The organism is Salmonella sp. NW722, from assembly GCF_051702785.1.
In the GTDB taxonomy this organism is placed as follows: Bacteria; Pseudomonadota; Gammaproteobacteria; order Enterobacterales; family Enterobacteriaceae; genus Salmonella; species Salmonella enterica.
In genome coordinates, this window is the sequence record NZ_JAMMIN010000001.1 from 608001 (window position 1) to 622957 (window position 14957).

Sequence of the window (14957 nt, forward strand, 5' to 3'; positions counted from 1 at the left end):
GCTTAGATTATTTGCCGAACTTCGTCGAGTGTGGTGGTGCCGTAGGTACCCAGATCCAACAGGTTGCCGTTACTGCCCTTCGTCACGCCCTGTACCAGAGCGAATTGCAGCGGCTGCGCCACCAGTTGCGTTCCGCCATTGCTGGCGGTAATCGCAATGTTGTAAGAACCATTCGGTACCGTTGTTCCGTCCGTTTGCTTACCATCCCAGGTAAAGGTGTGTACCCCGGCTCGCAACTCACCGATCTCCAGCGTCCGTACCACCCGGCCATCTTTATCGGTAATGGTTGCCGTCACTTTGTCCGCAGGCTGTTGCAATTCCACGCCAAACGGCGTCGTGGACGTCACGGCCCCTTCTTCCGCGCCTTTACCCGCCAGAATTGTGGTGCCAGGCACCATAACGCCATGTCCAATCAGCGTGGTCGCCTGTAGGGACTGACTATTATCGATTTGCCCAGAAATAGCCCCCAGCGTCGTATTCAGTTTTTCAATGCCGCTCACGGTACTGATTTGCGCCAACTGCGTCGTTAACTCATTATTTTGTAATGGGTTAGTCGGGTCCTGGTTCTTCAATTGCGCGACCAGTAAGGTCAGGAAACTGCTTTGCAGATCGGCAGCGTTGCTTCCGGTCATCGACCCGCTGCCGGTCGTCGTTTTGACGCCCGTGTTGGTCGGGTCATTCATATTTACGGCAATAGACATACGCGCCTCCTTTACTGGCCTAATGTCAGCGTTTTAAGCATCATGCTTTTTACGGTATTCAGGACTTCGATATTTGCCTGATAGCTGCGCGAGGCTGACATCGTGTTAACCATTTCGCCGACCACATCGACGTTGGGCATTTTGACGTAACCATTAGCGTCCGCCAGCGGATTGCCTGGCTCATAAACCAGCTTTTCCGGTGCCTGACTTTCAATCACGCTGGCGACCTTTACCCCGCCAGTGGCTTGCCCCGGCGCGGCGTCCACCTGAAAAACCACCTGTTTGGCGCGATAAGGCTGTCCGTCCGGGCCGGTGACGCTATCCGCATTCGCCAGGTTACTGGCCGCAACGTTCAACCGCTTGGACTGCGCGGCAAGCGCCGATCCGGCAATATCAAAAATGTTTAACAGCGCCACGAATTAGTTTCCTCCCTGTAGCACATTCATCATGCCTTTGAGTTGGCTACCCAGAACGGTAAGCCCCATCTGATATTTGAGACTGTTATCCGCAAACTGCGTACGTTCCCTGTCCATATCTACGGTGTTACCATCCAAAGAAGGCTGATCGGGTACGCGGTAAAGCAGATCCACTGCGGGAGAAGAGACCGCCTGGGCGGGAATATGGTGAGAGGAAGTCAACGTTAACGCGACGCCGCCGGTTTCTTCCCGTCCACGCACCATCACCTTTTTTAACTCACTGGCAAAATCAATATCGCGCGCCTGATACCCCGGCGTATCGGCATTGGCGATATTCGCCGCTAATATTTCCTGACGTTGCGCGCGCAGATTTAGCGCTTCCTGCTGAAATCGTAAGGCGGCATCGAGCCTGTCGAGCATATCTCCTCCGCAAATGGCAAAATTCAGCCGACAGCTTAAATGCCTTCACGCGCGCGTTATCGCCGGAATAAACGCAAAATGCGTCGCTATTTATTGCGTTGATGCTTGCTTCACACGGGTAGAATCCTGTCATGACATCAACCAGGGGGAAGTACCATGCAAACGTTAAAACGAGGATTCGCCGTGGCGGCTTTGCTGTTCAGCCCCCTGACAATGGCGCAGGACATCAACGCCCAGCTGACCACGTGGTTTTCCCAGCGTCTGGCTGGCTTCAGCGACGAGGTGGTTGTCACGCTCCGTTCACCGCCCAATCTGCTGCCGAGCTGCGAGCAGCCAGCCTTCAGCATGACGGGCAGCGCGAAGCTGTGGGGCAACGTCAATGTGGTGGCGCGCTGCGCCAATGAAAAACGTTATTTGCAGGTGAATGTGCAAGCGACCGGCAATTATGTCGCCGTTGCCGCGCCCGTCGCGCGCGGCGGAAAATTGACGCCGGCCAACGTCACGCTAAAACGTGGCAGGCTGGATCAGTTACCGCCGCGGACGGTACTGGATATCCGTCAGATTCAGGATGCCGTCAGTTTGCGCGATCTCGCTCCCGGGCAGCCGGTACAGCTTACGATGATACGTCAGGCCTGGCGCGTCAAAGCGGGTCAACGAGTACAGGTCATCGCCAATGGCGAGGGGTTTAGCGTCAATGCGGAAGGTCAGGCGATGAATAATGCCGCCGTCGCGCAAAATGCGCGCGTGCGCATGACATCGGGTCAAATCGTGAGTGGAACCGTCGATTCTGATGGGAATATTCTTATTAACCTATAATTGTGTAAAGATTTTGTCGCGGCTGCCGATGAGATATTCAACCATGATGGTAGCTGGCCGCTACAACGTAACCCTCGATGAGGATAAATAAATGAGCATTGACCGTACCTCACCTTTGAAACCCGTTAGCACTGTCCAGACGCGCGAAACCAGCGATACGCCGGTACAAAAAACGCGTCAGGAAAAAACGTCCGCCGCGACGAGCGCCAGCGTAACGTTAAGCGACGCGCAAGCGAAGCTCATGCAGCCAGGCGTCAGCGACATTAATATGGAACGCGTCGAAGCATTAAAAACGGCTATCCGTAACGGTGAGTTAAAAATGGATACGGGAAAAATAGCAGACTCGCTCATTCGCGAGGCGCAGAGCTACTTACAGAGTAAATAAGCGTATGACTCGTTTGTCAGAAATACTTGACCAGATGACCACCGTCCTGAATGACCTGAAGACGGTGATGGACGCCGAGCAACAACAGCTTTCCGTAGGCCAGATTAACGGCAGCCAGCTACAGCGTATTACAGAAGAAAAAAGCTCGTTGCTGGCGACGCTGGATTATCTGGAACAACAGCGCCGTCTGGAGCAGAATGCGCAGCGTAGCGCAAACGATGACATTGCAGAGCGCTGGCAGGCGATTACCGAAAAAACGCAGCATCTTCGCGACCTCAACCAGCACAACGGCTGGCTGCTGGAAGGGCAAATCGAGCGTAATCAACAGGCGCTGGAGGTGCTGAAACCTCACCAGGAGCCGACCTTGTACGGGGCTGACGGTCAGACTTCCGTCTCTCACCGCGGCGGTAAAAAAATTTCTATCTAATCATTGCCGGATGGCGACGTTGCGCCTTTCCGGCCTGAATGCCTTGTAGGCCTGATAGCACAGCGCTATCAGGCACTGAATTTACGCCGTCCGGCGAACAAACTCTTTCACTTTAAAGCCCAGCACGGCAAGCGCGGCAAAATAGGCCGCGATACCCGCGATCACTACCGCCATCAAACGCAGCAAACGCCATAACATCGACCCTTGCGACCACTCCGGCATAATATGCAACACGCCGAACAATACGGCGGCCATCACCAGTACGGAAATGATCAGACGCATCAGGAACCACATCCAACCCGGTTGTGGCGTAAAGATATTCTGTTTGCGCAGTTGCCAGTACAGCAGCGACGCATTGAGACATGCCGCCAGACCAATAGAGAGCGACAGCCCGGCGTGTTTCAGCGGTCCAATAAACGCCAGGTTCATTAACTGCGTCATGATTAACGTCACGATGGCGATTTTCACCGGCGTTTTAATATCCTGGCGAGAATAGAAGCCCGGGGCCAACACTTTTACGACGATCAAGCCAATCAGCCCCACCGAATAGGCGATTAACGCCCGCTGCGTCATCGCCGCATCAAAGGCGGTGAATTTACCGTACTGAAACAGCGAGACCGTCAGCGGCTTCGCCAGAATGCCTAACGCTACCGCGCTCGGCAACGCCAGTAAAAAGCACAAACGCAGCCCCCAGTCCATCAGGCGGCAGTACTCATCATGATTGCCGCTGGCAAAGCTTTTCGACAATGACGGCAACAGGATGGTCCCCAACGCCACGCCCAGCACGCCGGACGGGAACTCCATCAACCGATCGGCATAGTACATCCATGAGACCGAGCCGGAGGCCAGAAACGAGGCGAAAATGGTATTGATGATAAGGGAGATCTGACTGACGGAAACGCCCAAAATCGCCGGCCCCATCTGTTTGACCACCCGCATCGCCCCAGTGTCGCGAAAGTTAATGCGCGGCAGCACCAGCATACCGATCTTTTTCAAATACGGAAGTTGATACACCAGTTGCAGCACGCCGCCGACGGTGACAGCCCAGGCTAACGCCAGCACCGGCGGATTAAAGTATGGCGCGGCGAATAATGCAAAACCGATCATGCTGATATTAAGAAATGTCGGCGCAAAAGCGGGAATAGAGAAGCGATTCCAGGTGTTGAGAATGGCGCCAACCAGTGAAGCCAGCGAGATCAGCAGAATATAGGGAAACGTAATCCGCAGCAGTTGCGTCGTCAGCGCGAATTTATCCGCAGTATCGGCAAAACCCGGCGCGGTTACCATAATCACCCACGGGGCGGCCAGCATACCGGCCACCGTCACGACGGCCAATGCCAGCGTCAACAGGCCGGAAACGTAAGCGACAAAGATCCGCGTCGCTTCTTCACCCTGCTTGCTCTTATATTCCGCCAGGATAGGCACAAAGGCCTGAGAAAAAGCGCCTTCGGCAAAGATCCGGCGTAGTAGATTGGGGAGTTTAAACGCCACAAAAAAGGCGTCGGTCGCCATCCCTGCGCCAAAAATTCTGGCGACAATCGCATCACGGGCAAAGCCCAACACGCGTGAAAACATAGTCATCGAGCTGACGGCAGCCAGCGATTTCAATAAATTCATTTCTTTTGTATTCCAGACCCTGGCGTAAAACTCCTGCATGGCTGATCCATCGACCGGATAACGCAACTTCTGCCGTATCCGGCTGTATCACCGCGCCTGACGGCGACGTTAAAACGTCTTATCAGGCCTTACAGACTCCCCACGGTTTGCCATTATTCACTGTGAAAAGAGGTATTATGTAGAGTGGGCATATATACCCGCCATACTTCGAGCTGCATGTGCGTTAGCTTTTCTGCAACTCGAATTATTGAGGGTATAGTACCTGGATTACGATGAATTACTACCGCCAGATGTTACAGAGGATTATTCGCTGATGGCGTCCCGCCACAGCGCCTCCACGACGCGCTGGGCCAAAATCGCCTGCTCCCCCGCCGTTTCCGGAACCGTCTGATTTTGTACGCAGTCAATGAAATGCCGCGCACATCCGACAAAACCACGCCGTTCAAGCGTCGTTTGCCAACCCGGAATGGGTTTGATGAGAATACCCTGCCCGCGCTCTTCGCGCCATTCACGCATATCCGTCACGTCATACAACCCGCCGTCGGTGACGGCCTGGACCGATTCACGCTGACTTCCGGCGCGCCGGTGCATACTGGTGGTAATTTGTAGTTTGTCGGCGGAAAAATGATGTTCCGCATAGCACATTTCGCCGGACTCGCTGGTGAGCAACGTGCCGCTGGCAAGGCGCGCCTCGCCGCCCGCCAGCCACAGTGCGGTATCCACGACATGCAGATAGTCATCGAGCAAAGTAAAACGTAAGTCGTGCGGCCCGACGCTATCGGTACGATGTTTATCCATACGCAGTGACGCCGCAGTGCCGAGGCGCGTCTTCAGTTCGCGGTACAGCGGCGCGAAACGGCGATTAAAGCCAACCATCAGCGTCAATTTTTTTTGCGCCGCCAGCGCCACCAGCCGTTCAGCATCACGTAGATTTTCCGCCAGCGGTTTATCCACGCAGACATGGACGCCGGCATTGAGAAGTTCGCTGACCACGGCATAATGGCTTGCGGTACTGGAGTGGACGAAGACCGCATCGCAGCCGGACGCTAAATTCGCCAGCGAATCCACATACGGTATGCGCCAGCTTTCGCAGATACGTAAGGCTTTATCCCGCGAAGGAGACCAGGCGCCCTGTAGCGTCCATCCGGCGGTGTTGGTTAATACCGGCAGCCAGGCCTTCTGCGCAATACCGCCTAACCCAACAATGCCAATCCGTAATGTTCTCACATTACTCTCCCTGGTGAGCTAACAAAGAATCCAGCCGCTGCTTTAACTCCGCCACTTCGCTTTCCAGCGCTTCGACGCGCGACTGAAGATCGCCCGACGCACTTTCCGGCGCAGACGTCTGGAGAGACAGTTCATCGACGTCGCCGCAAAAAAGGTGCATATAACGGCTTTCGCGCTTACCCGGTTCACGCGCCAGACGGACGACATACGGGCCGTCCTCACGACTGGCAAGCCGTTCCAGCGTGGATTCAACTTCCGCCATATCGCTGAATTCATGCATCCGCGACGCCCGGCTACGCAACTCGCCGGGCGTTTGCGCGCCGCGCAGCAGCAGCGTAGTGACAAGCGCCACTTCCGCCGCGCTAAGTTTCAGATCGCCAAATTCGGAATTACAGAAACGCTGTTCATATTTGGTGACGCGATTGCCAAACCCGCTGACCGTACGCAAAAAGTGGCGTTTCACCAGGTTATCGAGCTGTTCTTGTACCTCTTGTTCCGTCAGGTTCATCACCGGTTCACGGTTGGTTTTCTGATTACAGGCTGTCACCACGCCGTTGACGGAAAGCGGATACTGTTCCGGCGTTGTCACCTGCTTTTCCAGCAGACAGCCAATCACTCGCGCTTCAGTGGCGGTTAATTCATATTTCATCGTTTTCTCCCTTTGCCTCTCATTCCGTAAGCCGCTCAACGCCCCGGCGTCCATAACGGCGTGGTTAACGCCGTCAGGACATGGTCGCGCCATTGTCCATCAATCAACAGGTAATCTTTCGCATAGCCTTCTTTCTCAAAGCCAAGCCGCGCCAGCAACGCGCCGCTACGTTTGTTGTGCGGCATATAGTTCGCCATGATACGGTGGATATGCTGAGTGCGCTGCATATAGCGAATCGCAGCGGTTAAGGCTTCAAACATCAGCCCTTGCCCCTGCCACTTCTGCGCAATGGAATAGCCCAGATAACAGGCATGAAAAGAACCGCGCACCACATTGGAAAAATTCGCCACGCCGATAATTTCTTTTTCTTCCGGATCAAGTAGCGCGAAATAGAAGGCGGAGCCCTGTTTGTGAAATTCACCGATCATTCCCAGACGCGCCTGCCATCCTGAAGGATAACAATGACTTTCATCACGGACCGGTTCCCAGGGTTTTAAAAAATGACGATTTTCCGCGTAATAATCGGCCAGACGCCAGGCATCACGCTCATGCACTAAACGTACCACCAGACGATCGGTGGTTAAGCGCACTTTTGGCACGTTACTACGATAGCCAAACATTCTATACCTACTCCTTCCTGTAACGTCTTCAGCACGCCAGTAACATTACTATACCTGCGCAACCAGGCTCTGTGAAAAGCGCAAATCGTCATTTTTTGAATTGCTGCCACTTTTTGATGAAAACTCTCGATTAAAAAGGACTTTTGATAAAAAAATATTGTCCCGCTAACGGTAGGAAAAAACGAAACGCCGCCGCAGAATAGAAGACGCTCATCTTTTATTTCCCGGGAGGGGAAATGTCGCGCGTCTCGCAGGCGAGGAACCTGGGTAAATATTTTCTTCTCATCGATAACATGTTGGTGGTGCTGGGTTTTTTCGTCGTATTCCCGCTCATCTCTATTCGCTTTGTCGATCAAATGGGGTGGGCTGCCGTAATGGTAGGGATCGCGCTCGGCCTGCGCCAGTTTATTCAACAAGGTCTGGGCATTTTTGGCGGCGCCATCGCCGATCGCTTTGGCGCGAAACCGATGATTGTCACCGGTATGCTGATGCGCGCCGCAGGCTTTGCCACCATGGGTATCGCGCATGAGCCCTGGCTCTTGTGGTTTTCCTGCTTTCTTTCCGGTCTCGGCGGTACGCTTTTTGACCCGCCGCGTTCAGCGCTGGTGGTCAAATTAATTCGTCCGGAGCAACGGGGCCGCTTCTTCTCTCTGTTGATGATGCAGGACAGCGCGGGCGCGGTGATTGGCGCGCTGCTGGGAAGCTGGTTGCTACAATACGATTTTCGCCTGGTCTGCGCGACAGGCGCTATTTTGTTCATATTATGCGCCCTTTTCAATGCATGGCTGCTTCCGGCCTGGAAGCTATCAACGGTCAGAACGCCGGTGCGTGAAGGAATGCGCCGCGTCATGAGCGATAAAAGGTTTGTCACCTACGTGCTGACGCTGGCGGGCTACTATATGCTGGCGGTACAGGTCATGTTAATGCTGCCGATTATGGTAAACGATATCGCCGGTTCGCCTGCTGCCGTGAAATGGATGTACGCTATTGAGGCGTGTCTCTCGCTGACGTTGCTCTACCCGATTGCCCGCTGGAGCGAAAAGCGTTTTCGGCTGGAGCATCGGCTGATGGCCGGTTTGCTCGTCATGTCGCTGAGCATGCTCCCCATCGGGATGGTGGGCAATTTACAGCAGCTTTTTACGCTTATTTGCGCTTTCTACATCGGCTCGGTTATCGCCGAACCGGCGCGCGAAACGCTCAGCGCGTCGCTCGCGGACGCGAGGGCGCGGGGAAGCTATATGGGCTTTAGCCGTCTGGGATTAGCCATTGGCGGCGCGATTGGTTATATCGGCGGCGGCTGGTTGTTTGATATGGGGAAAGCGCTTGCGCAGCCTGAACTACCGTGGATGATGCTCGGTATTATCGGCTTCATTACCTTTTTGGCTTTAGGCTGGCAATTTAGTCATAAACGCACGCCGCGCCGGATGCTGGAACCCGGCGCCTGATTTGATACCTGTCGCTATCTCCTCCATACTGGTCAGATACCGACAGTCAAATGGAGGAGAAACGTGAAGCTTTATATTTACGATCATTGCCCTTTCTGCGTTAAAGCCCGCATGATTTTCGGCCTGAAGAACATCCCCGTTGAACTTAACGTGTTACAAAATGACGACGAGGCGACGCCCACCCGGATGATTGGTCAAAAGATGGTGCCCATCCTGCAAAAAGATGATAGTCGCTACCTTCCTGAAAGTATGGATATTGTACATTATGTCGACAACCTCGACGGCAAACCGCTGTTAACCGGGAAACGCAATCCAGCCATTGAAGAGTGGTTGCGCAAAGTTAACGGTTACGTTAATCAGCTACTGCTGCCGCGATTTGCAAAATCCGCTTTCGATGAATTTTCTACCCCTGCGGCGCGCCAGTATTTTATCCGCAAAAAAGAGGCCTCATCTGGCAGTTTTGACAACCATCTTGCGCACTCTGCCGGACTGATTAAAAAGATCGGCGATGATTTACGTTTGCTGGATAAACTCATCGTACAGCCTAACGCCGTTAACGGCGAATTATCGGAAGATGATATTCATCTGTTTCCGCTTCTGCGTAATCTGACGCTGGTCGCCGGTATCCACTGGCCGACAAAAGTCGCGGACTATCGCGATAATATGGCGAAGCAGACGCAAATTAATTTACTCTCCTCAATGGCTATCTAACTCCCGCCAGGCGGCAACCCTTTCTTGCCGCCTTTTTCAGCTTTTTCTAGTGGCACCATGTCCGCTGGCGCGACATGCTGCTTTGTGTCAAGATTAGGGCACAGGCAACATGCTAAGGAACGCCATGAAAAAGTTTTTTTTTGCCGCTGCGCTGGTAGTTAGCGGCCTGTTAGTGGGTTGTAATCAACTTACGCAATACACCATTAGCGAACAAGAAATCAATCAAGCGCTTGAAAAACGGAATAATTTCTCAAAAGATATTGGTCTGCCCGGCATTGCCGACGCGCATATCGTATTGACTAACCTTGTCAGCCAGATTGGTCGGGAAGAGCCTAATAAAGTCACCCTTACTGGCGATGCCAGGCTGGATATGAATTCCCTGTTTGGCAGTCAAAAAGCGACGATGAAACTCAAGCTAAAAGCCCTGCCGGTCTTTGATAAAGAAAAAGGCGCCATCTATCTTCAGGAGATGGAAGTAGTAGACGCCACCGTGACGCCGGAGAAAATGCAATCGGTGCTACAAACGCTCCTGCCCTATTTAAATCAGTCTTTACGTAGCTACTTTAACCAGCGGCCCGCTTACGTGTTGCGTGAGGACAGCAGTAAAGGCGAAGCGTTAGCGAAGAAACTCGCGAAAGGCATTGAAGTTAAACCTGGTGAAATCGTTATTCCTTTCACCAATTGATTTCGGAGGGCGCGCTCGCGCCCTTTTTTTACGTGCAAACGAAAACGTTTCCGCTTATCCTTTGTTTCCGGCAAAAAGACTATTCCTCAGCCGGAGCTTATTAATGACTGCACCATCCCAGGTTTTAAAGATCCGCCGCCCGGACGACTGGCACGTTCACCTTCGCGATGGCGACATGTTAAAAACGGTCGTACCCTATACCAGCGAAATTTATGGTCGCGCTATCGTGATGCCGAACCTGGCGTCCCCCATCACGACCGTTGATGCAGCGATCGCCTACCGCCAGCGTATTCTCGATGCGGTGCCCGCCGGGCATGATTTCACGCCGTTAATGACCTGCTATTTAACGGATTCGCTCGATGCCGATGAACTGGAGCGTGGTTTCCATGAAGGCGTATTTACTGCGGCTAAGCTTTACCCGGCCAATGCCACCACTAACTCCAGTCATGGCGTAACGTCAGTCGACGCTATCATGCCGGTACTGGAGCGGATGGAAAAACTCGGAATGCCATTGCTGGTCCACGGGGAGGTGACCCATGCGGAGGTTGATATATTCGATCGTGAAGCGCGTTTTATCGACAACGTAATGGAACCGCTACGCCAGCGTCTGACCGCGCTTAAAGTGGTCTTTGAGCACATCACGACCAAAGATGCCGCGCAGTATGTCCGTGACGGCAACGACTACCTGGCGGCGACCATTACGCCTCAACATTTAATGTTTAACCGTAATGATATGCTGGTCGGCGGCATTCGTCCTCACCTGTACTGTCTGCCGATTCTGAAACGCAATATTCACCAGCAGGCGTTACGCGACCTGGTCGCCAGTGGTTTTACGCGCGCCTTCCTGGGGACGGATTCAGCGCCGCATTCACGTCATCGTAAAGAGACCAGTTGCGGCTGCGCCGGTTGTTTCAACGCCCCCTCCGCCCTTGGCAGTTATGCCGCCGTGTTTGAGGAAATGAACGCGCTGGCGCACTTTGAAGCGTTCTGTTCACTGAATGGCCCGCAATTCTATGGCCTGCCGGTGAATACGGGGTGGGTGGAACTGGTTCGCGATGAACAACAGATACCGGAAAATATCGCGCTGGCTGATGATTCGCTGGTGCCTTTTTTAGCGGGTGAAACAGTACGCTGGTCAGTAAAAAAATAAAAAATGCGCTTACCTGTTGCTATATATTGGATTTAACTGTATATATATCCAGTATATTCAACAGGGGGTCATTATGCGTATTGAAGTCACTATAGCCAAAACGTCACCTCTGCCTGCCGGTGCGATTGATGCGCTGGCGGGCGAACTCTCCCGTCGTATTAGCCATCATTTTCCTGAGAACTTGGGTAACGTCACCGTACGTTACGCTACCGCCAACAACTTGTCCGTCATTGGCGCATCAAAAGAGGACAAAGAACGCATTAGCGAGATTCTCCAGGAGACCTGGGAGAGCGCTGATGACTGGTTCATCAATGAATAAAAAATGATATGCAGTGATGTATGTTTGCCGGGTCGCCCCGGCTTTTTTATTTGCGCAACTGATGAATATTTCACCTGACCCTCAAAATAATTGCACAACATCCTAAAAAAATATGAATGAACTGCCGCTTTATTGTTCATATAATTCTTAAAAAGAGACATTTATCCTCCGGTCTCTTTAAAAACGCAGTGAATAGCCTTATTAATTGGTATACTGAAGTTGCTTCAGAAGAAAAACACGCATTGAACCTCGAGAACCGTTGTCTTATAACACGTACCAGGGGGGCATGATGGAAAAGAATAATGAAGTCATTCAGACCCATCCGCTTGTAGGATGGGACATCAGCACCGTCGATAGCTATGATGCGCTGATGCTGCGTTTGCACTACCAGACCCCAAATCGTCCGGAACCGGAAGGGACTGAAGTTGGTCAAACGCTCTGGTTAACAACAGATGTAGCCAGGCAATTTATTTCAATATTAGAAGCCGGCATCGCCAAAATAGAATCAGGTGATTACCAGGAAAACGAGTATCGTCGCCATTAGCGTGACGCGCTCCCCCTCTCTCAGGCACCGTAAGGTGCCTCACTTATTTCTGGCTTGTATATCTCAGCGCAGTTATTTACCCTGAAATCATCGCGATAGCAGAGAGAAGCTGATGAAATACGACCTTATTATTATCGGCAGCGGTTCGGTTGGCGCCGCCGCTGGTTATTACGCCACCCGCGCCGGGCTAAAGGTTCTGATGACCGATGCGCATATGCCGCCTCATCAACAGGGCAGCCACCACGGCGATACCCGCCTTATCCGCCACGCTTATGGTGAAGGCGAAAAATATGTCCCGCTGGTGCTTCGCGCCCAGACGCTTTGGGATGAACTCTCCACACACAATGAAGAGCCTATTTTTGTCCGCTCCGGCGTCGTCAACCTCGGCCCGGCCGATTCCGCTTTCTTAGCCAACGTCGCACGAAGCGCGCAACAGTGGCAATTGAACGTCGAGCGCCTGGACGCGACGGCCCTTATGACGCGCTGGCCGGAAATTCGCGTGCCCGAAAATTATATCGGGCTGTTTGAAGCTGACTCCGGTTTCCTGCGCAGCGAATTAGCCATTACCACATGGCTTCGTCTGGCCCGAGAGGCTGGCTGCGCACAGCTATTCAACAGCCAGGTAAGCCATATTCATCATGATGATAACGGTGTGACGATAGAGACGAGTGAAGGCAGCTACCACGCCAGCAAGGCGCTAATTAGCGCGGGCACCTGGGTCAAAGCGCTGGTACCGGAGCTGCCCGTTCAGCCCGTACGTAAAGTTTTTGCCTGGTTTAAGGCGGATGGACGTTACAGCACTAAAAACCGCTTTCCGGCCTTTACCGGCGAAATGCCCAACGGCGATCAATATTACGGCTTCCCGGCGGAGAACGACGAGTTAAAAATCGGCAAACACAATGGCGGACAGCGAATACAGGCTCCGGAAGAGCGCAAGCCCTTTGCCGCCGTTGCCAGCGATGGCGCGGAAGCATTTCCTTTCCTGCGTAACGTACTGCCGGGTATCGGCGGTTGTTTACATGGGGCGGCATGTACCTATGATAATTCGCCGGACGAGGATTTTATTATCGATACGCTGCCTGGCCATGAGAACACGCTTGTCATCACTGGACTCAGCGGACATGGTTTTAAATTCGCCCCGGTGTTAGGAGAAATCGCTACGGATTTTGCGTTGGGAAAAACGCCCTCCTTTGATCTGACGCCGTTCCGGCTTTCCCGTTTTAGCCAATAATTTGTCGGCCCCGTAAAGGGGCTGTTTATTAAGGTAAGCTATGCGCCGTCTCTTTCATTTTCTGATGAATAATATTCGCGAACATTTCATGCTTTACGTTATTCTTTGGTCGCTGCTGGCGGTGATGGATATTGTTTATCTCCTTTTCTTCTGATTGCTTTTCATTGACGTTAACTGACACTTCCTGAAAGTTCCTCACTTTTTATTTCATAACGTTGAAGCACGGCAATAATGTCAGTTCCTGCCGTTGTGCGGTTATCAGGGGGAAATATCTCGAAACTTCTGAAGCTGAACCGCAAACAACATCAAAATTATTGAAATAAAAATAAATGTCATTCAAATTCTTATTTATAAGTTGCATTCGGCGCTTTTCCACGCCATTTTCATTCTCTCGTGAAATATTCGTTGGTGTGTTTATGCAATTTAAAAATACTCCACAGCGTTATGGCGTGGTTTCCGCCGCGCTCCACTGGCTGACCGCCCTGGTGGTCTATGGCATGTTTGCGTTGGGTTTATGGATGGTCACGCTAAGTTATTACGACGGCTGGTATCACCAGGCACCGGAAATGCATAAAAGTATTGGCATATTACTGATGATGGCGCTGATCGTGCGTATTATCTGGCGGCTTTATTTTCCGCCGCCCGTTGCGTTGACCAGCTATTCCCGTTTAACGCGCGCTGGCGCCGCCGCGGGTCATCTCCTCCTGTATCTCCTGCTCTTTGCGATAATCATTAGCGGCTACCTGATTTCCACCGCCGATGGTAAACCGATTAGCGTCTTTGGCTGGTTTGAGATTCCGGCCACGCTTACGGACGCGGGCGCGCAGGCTGACATCGCCGGAACGCTGCATCTGTGGTTTGCCTGGTCGCTGGTCATTATCTCGCTCTCGCATGGGGTTATGGCGCTAAAACACCATTTCATCGATAAAGACGACACACTGAAACGTATGACAGGAATGTCGTCATCTGACTATGGAGCTCAAAAATGAAAAAAAACCTGCTGGGATTCACCCTCGCATCCTTGTTATTCACGACCGGTTCCGCCGTGGCGGCGGAGTATAAAATTGATAAAGAAGGCCAACATGCGTTCGTCAATTTCCGCATCCAGCATCTGGGCTACAGCTGGCTATACGGCACCTTTAAAGATTTCGACGGCACGTTCACTTTTGACGAAAAAAATCCGTCGGCCGACAAAGTGAACGTGACCATTAACACCAATAGCGTCGACACTAACCATGCCGAACGTGACAAACACCTGCGTAGCGCGGAATTTCTTAATGTTGCGAAATTCCCGCAGGCAACCTTCACCTCTACCAGCGTGAAAAAAGAGGGCGATGAACTGGATATTACCGGCAATCTGACGCTCAATGGCGTGACTAAACCGGTGACGCTGGAAGCGAAGCTGATGGGCCAGGGCGACGATCCGTGGGGCGGTAAGCGCGCGGGCTTTGAGGCCGAAGGAAAAATTAAGCTGAAGGATTTCAATATAACTACCGATCTCGGCCCGGCCTCACAAGAGGTTGAGCTTATCATCTCAGTAGAAGGCGTTCAGCAGAAGTAACGCCTGGCGAAATGCCGGATAGCGGCCTTTACG

Annotated in this window: 20 protein-coding genes; 13 read left to right on the top strand and 7 right to left on the bottom strand. The window is 52.6% G+C overall.

All coding sequences use genetic code 11. The features are described from left to right. Nucleotides 1-2: 2 nt before the first annotated feature. The 3 genes from flgD to flgB are packed head-to-tail and all read right to left on the bottom strand — an operon-like array spanning nucleotide 3 to nucleotide 1537. Complete coding sequence (gene flgD, locus NA330_RS03040; protein WP_000020450.1) at nucleotides 3-701, bottom strand: flagellar hook assembly protein FlgD; 699 nt, start codon at nucleotides 699-701, stop codon at nucleotides 3-5. Between the two features lie 11 nt (nucleotides 702-712). Further along, nucleotides 713-1117: a flagellar basal body rod protein FlgC gene (flgC, locus tag NA330_RS03045; protein WP_001196448.1), complete on the bottom strand. Its 405-nt coding sequence runs from the start codon at nucleotides 1115-1117 to the stop codon at nucleotides 713-715. 3 nt (nucleotides 1118-1120) lie between these two features. Then, on the bottom strand, nucleotides 1121-1537 hold the full coding sequence (gene flgB, locus NA330_RS03050) for a flagellar basal body rod protein FlgB (protein WP_000887043.1): 417 nt from the start codon (nucleotides 1535-1537) through the stop codon (nucleotides 1121-1123). 156 nt (nucleotides 1538-1693) lie between these two features. Here flgB and flgA point away from each other — a divergent pair, with 156 nt between their 5' ends. The 3 genes from flgA to flgN all read left to right on the top strand — a co-directional run bounded on the left by flgA (nucleotide 1694) and on the right by flgN (nucleotide 3165). After that, the gene (gene flgA, locus NA330_RS03055) at nucleotides 1694-2353 is read left to right on the top strand and encodes a flagellar basal body P-ring formation chaperone FlgA (protein ID WP_001194076.1); all 660 of its coding nucleotides are present in this window, start codon (nucleotides 1694-1696) and stop codon (nucleotides 2351-2353) included. A gap of 91 nt (nucleotides 2354-2444) precedes the next feature. After that, nucleotides 2445-2738, top strand: a complete 294-nt coding sequence (flgM, locus tag NA330_RS03060) for a flagellar biosynthesis anti-sigma factor FlgM (protein WP_000020893.1) — start codon at nucleotides 2445-2447, stop codon at nucleotides 2736-2738. 4 nt (nucleotides 2739-2742) lie between these two features. Next, nucleotides 2743-3165, top strand: a complete 423-nt coding sequence (gene flgN, locus NA330_RS03065) for a flagella biosynthesis chaperone FlgN (protein WP_000197547.1) — start codon at nucleotides 2743-2745, stop codon at nucleotides 3163-3165. An 81-nt stretch (nucleotides 3166-3246) separates the two neighbouring features. Here flgN and murJ read toward each other — a convergent pair whose 3' ends face one another. The 4 genes from murJ to rimJ form a co-directional block, all read right to left on the bottom strand. Beyond that, entirely contained in the window at nucleotides 3247-4782 is a 1536-nt protein-coding gene (gene murJ / locus NA330_RS03070; RefSeq protein ID WP_001537775.1) for a murein biosynthesis integral membrane protein MurJ, read from the bottom strand. A 303-nt stretch (nucleotides 4783-5085) separates the two neighbouring features. After that, nucleotides 5086-6009: a Gfo/Idh/MocA family protein gene (locus NA330_RS03075; RefSeq protein WP_023242579.1), complete on the bottom strand. Its 924-nt coding sequence runs from the start codon at nucleotides 6007-6009 to the stop codon at nucleotides 5086-5088. A 1-nt stretch (nucleotide 6010) separates the two neighbouring features. After that, on the bottom strand, nucleotides 6011-6658 hold the full coding sequence (locus tag NA330_RS03080) for a YceH family protein (protein WP_023242580.1): 648 nt from the start codon (nucleotides 6656-6658) through the stop codon (nucleotides 6011-6013). A 35-nt stretch (nucleotides 6659-6693) separates the two neighbouring features. After that, the gene (gene rimJ, locus NA330_RS03085; RefSeq protein WP_000468204.1) at nucleotides 6694-7278 is read right to left on the bottom strand and encodes a ribosomal protein S5-alanine N-acetyltransferase; all 585 of its coding nucleotides are present in this window, start codon (nucleotides 7276-7278) and stop codon (nucleotides 6694-6696) included. A 236-nt stretch (nucleotides 7279-7514) separates the two neighbouring features. Between rimJ and mdtH the strand changes: the two genes are divergently transcribed. From mdtH to NA330_RS03135, 10 genes are all read left to right on the top strand, one after another. Continuing rightward, nucleotides 7515-8723 (top strand): multidrug efflux MFS transporter MdtH, encoded by a 1209-nt coding sequence (mdtH, locus tag NA330_RS03090; RefSeq protein ID WP_000092178.1) that lies wholly within the window; start codon nucleotides 7515-7517, stop codon nucleotides 8721-8723. A 63-nt stretch (nucleotides 8724-8786) separates the two neighbouring features. Continuing rightward, the gene (gene grxB, locus NA330_RS03095) at nucleotides 8787-9434 is read left to right on the top strand and encodes a glutaredoxin 2 (protein WP_000780893.1); all 648 of its coding nucleotides are present in this window, start codon (nucleotides 8787-8789) and stop codon (nucleotides 9432-9434) included. A 124-nt stretch (nucleotides 9435-9558) separates the two neighbouring features. Next, entirely contained in the window at nucleotides 9559-10119 is a 561-nt protein-coding gene (locus NA330_RS03100; protein WP_000713057.1) for a lipoprotein, read from the top strand. A gap of 103 nt (nucleotides 10120-10222) precedes the next feature. Beyond that, nucleotides 10223-11269 (top strand): dihydroorotase, encoded by a 1047-nt coding sequence (gene pyrC / locus NA330_RS03105; protein WP_023242581.1) that lies wholly within the window; start codon nucleotides 10223-10225, stop codon nucleotides 11267-11269. A gap of 73 nt (nucleotides 11270-11342) precedes the next feature. Beyond that, nucleotides 11343-11588 carry a DNA damage-inducible protein I gene (gene dinI / locus NA330_RS03110; protein WP_001217763.1) on the top strand — a complete coding sequence of 82 codons (246 nt, stop codon included), beginning with the start codon at nucleotides 11343-11345 and terminating at the stop codon, nucleotides 11586-11588. A 289-nt stretch (nucleotides 11589-11877) separates the two neighbouring features. After that, complete coding sequence (gene bssS, locus NA330_RS03115) at nucleotides 11878-12132, top strand: biofilm formation regulator BssS (protein ID WP_000414441.1); 255 nt, start codon at nucleotides 11878-11880, stop codon at nucleotides 12130-12132. A gap of 112 nt (nucleotides 12133-12244) precedes the next feature. After that, entirely contained in the window at nucleotides 12245-13363 is a 1119-nt protein-coding gene (gene solA, locus NA330_RS03120) for an N-methyl-L-tryptophan oxidase (RefSeq protein WP_023205470.1), read from the top strand. Nucleotides 13364-13403: 40 nt separating this feature from the next. Next, nucleotides 13404-13517: a YceO family protein gene (locus NA330_RS03125; RefSeq protein ID WP_001253282.1), complete on the top strand. Its 114-nt coding sequence runs from the start codon at nucleotides 13404-13406 to the stop codon at nucleotides 13515-13517. A gap of 262 nt (nucleotides 13518-13779) precedes the next feature. After that, the gene (locus tag NA330_RS03130; RefSeq protein WP_023242582.1) at nucleotides 13780-14352 is read left to right on the top strand and encodes a cytochrome b; all 573 of its coding nucleotides are present in this window, start codon (nucleotides 13780-13782) and stop codon (nucleotides 14350-14352) included. Continuing rightward, entirely contained in the window at nucleotides 14349-14924 is a 576-nt protein-coding gene (locus NA330_RS03135) for a YceI family protein (RefSeq protein ID WP_000739886.1), read from the top strand. The genes NA330_RS03130 and NA330_RS03135 overlap by 4 nt, the downstream gene beginning before the upstream one ends. Nucleotides 14925-14957: the final 33 nt, after the last annotated feature.

Bases quoted from the DNA above. Each gene is read 5' to 3' on its own strand.
- flgD (WP_000020450.1), bottom strand. From the start codon at position 701: ATGTCTATTGCCGTAAATATGAATGACCCGACCAACACGGGCGTCAAA.
- flgB (WP_000887043.1), bottom strand. From the start codon at position 1,537: ATGCTCGACAGGCTCGATGCCGCCTTACGATTTCAGCAGGAAGCGCTA.
- flgA (WP_001194076.1), top strand. From the start codon at position 1,694: ATGCAAACGTTAAAACGAGGATTCGCCGTGGCGGCTTTGCTGTTCAGC.
- flgM (WP_000020893.1), top strand. From the start codon at position 2,445: ATGAGCATTGACCGTACCTCACCTTTGAAACCCGTTAGCACTGTCCAG.
- flgN (WP_000197547.1), top strand. From the start codon at position 2,743: ATGACTCGTTTGTCAGAAATACTTGACCAGATGACCACCGTCCTGAAT.
- murJ (WP_001537775.1), bottom strand. From the start codon at position 4,782: ATGAATTTATTGAAATCGCTGGCTGCCGTCAGCTCGATGACTATGTTT.
- NA330_RS03080 (WP_023242580.1), bottom strand. From the start codon at position 6,658: ATGAAATATGAATTAACCGCCACTGAAGCGCGAGTGATTGGCTGTCTG.
- rimJ (WP_000468204.1), bottom strand. From the start codon at position 7,278: ATGTTTGGCTATCGTAGTAACGTGCCAAAAGTGCGCTTAACCACCGAT.
- mdtH (WP_000092178.1), top strand. From the start codon at position 7,515: ATGTCGCGCGTCTCGCAGGCGAGGAACCTGGGTAAATATTTTCTTCTC.
- NA330_RS03100 (WP_000713057.1), top strand. From the start codon at position 9,559: ATGAAAAAGTTTTTTTTTGCCGCTGCGCTGGTAGTTAGCGGCCTGTTA.
- pyrC (WP_023242581.1), top strand. From the start codon at position 10,223: ATGACTGCACCATCCCAGGTTTTAAAGATCCGCCGCCCGGACGACTGG.
- dinI (WP_001217763.1), top strand. From the start codon at position 11,343: ATGCGTATTGAAGTCACTATAGCCAAAACGTCACCTCTGCCTGCCGGT.
- bssS (WP_000414441.1), top strand. From the start codon at position 11,878: ATGGAAAAGAATAATGAAGTCATTCAGACCCATCCGCTTGTAGGATGG.
- solA (WP_023205470.1), top strand. From the start codon at position 12,245: ATGAAATACGACCTTATTATTATCGGCAGCGGTTCGGTTGGCGCCGCC.
- NA330_RS03125 (WP_001253282.1), top strand. From the start codon at position 13,404: ATGCGCCGTCTCTTTCATTTTCTGATGAATAATATTCGCGAACATTTC.
- NA330_RS03130 (WP_023242582.1), top strand. From the start codon at position 13,780: ATGCAATTTAAAAATACTCCACAGCGTTATGGCGTGGTTTCCGCCGCG.
- NA330_RS03135 (WP_000739886.1), top strand. From the start codon at position 14,349: ATGAAAAAAAACCTGCTGGGATTCACCCTCGCATCCTTGTTATTCACG.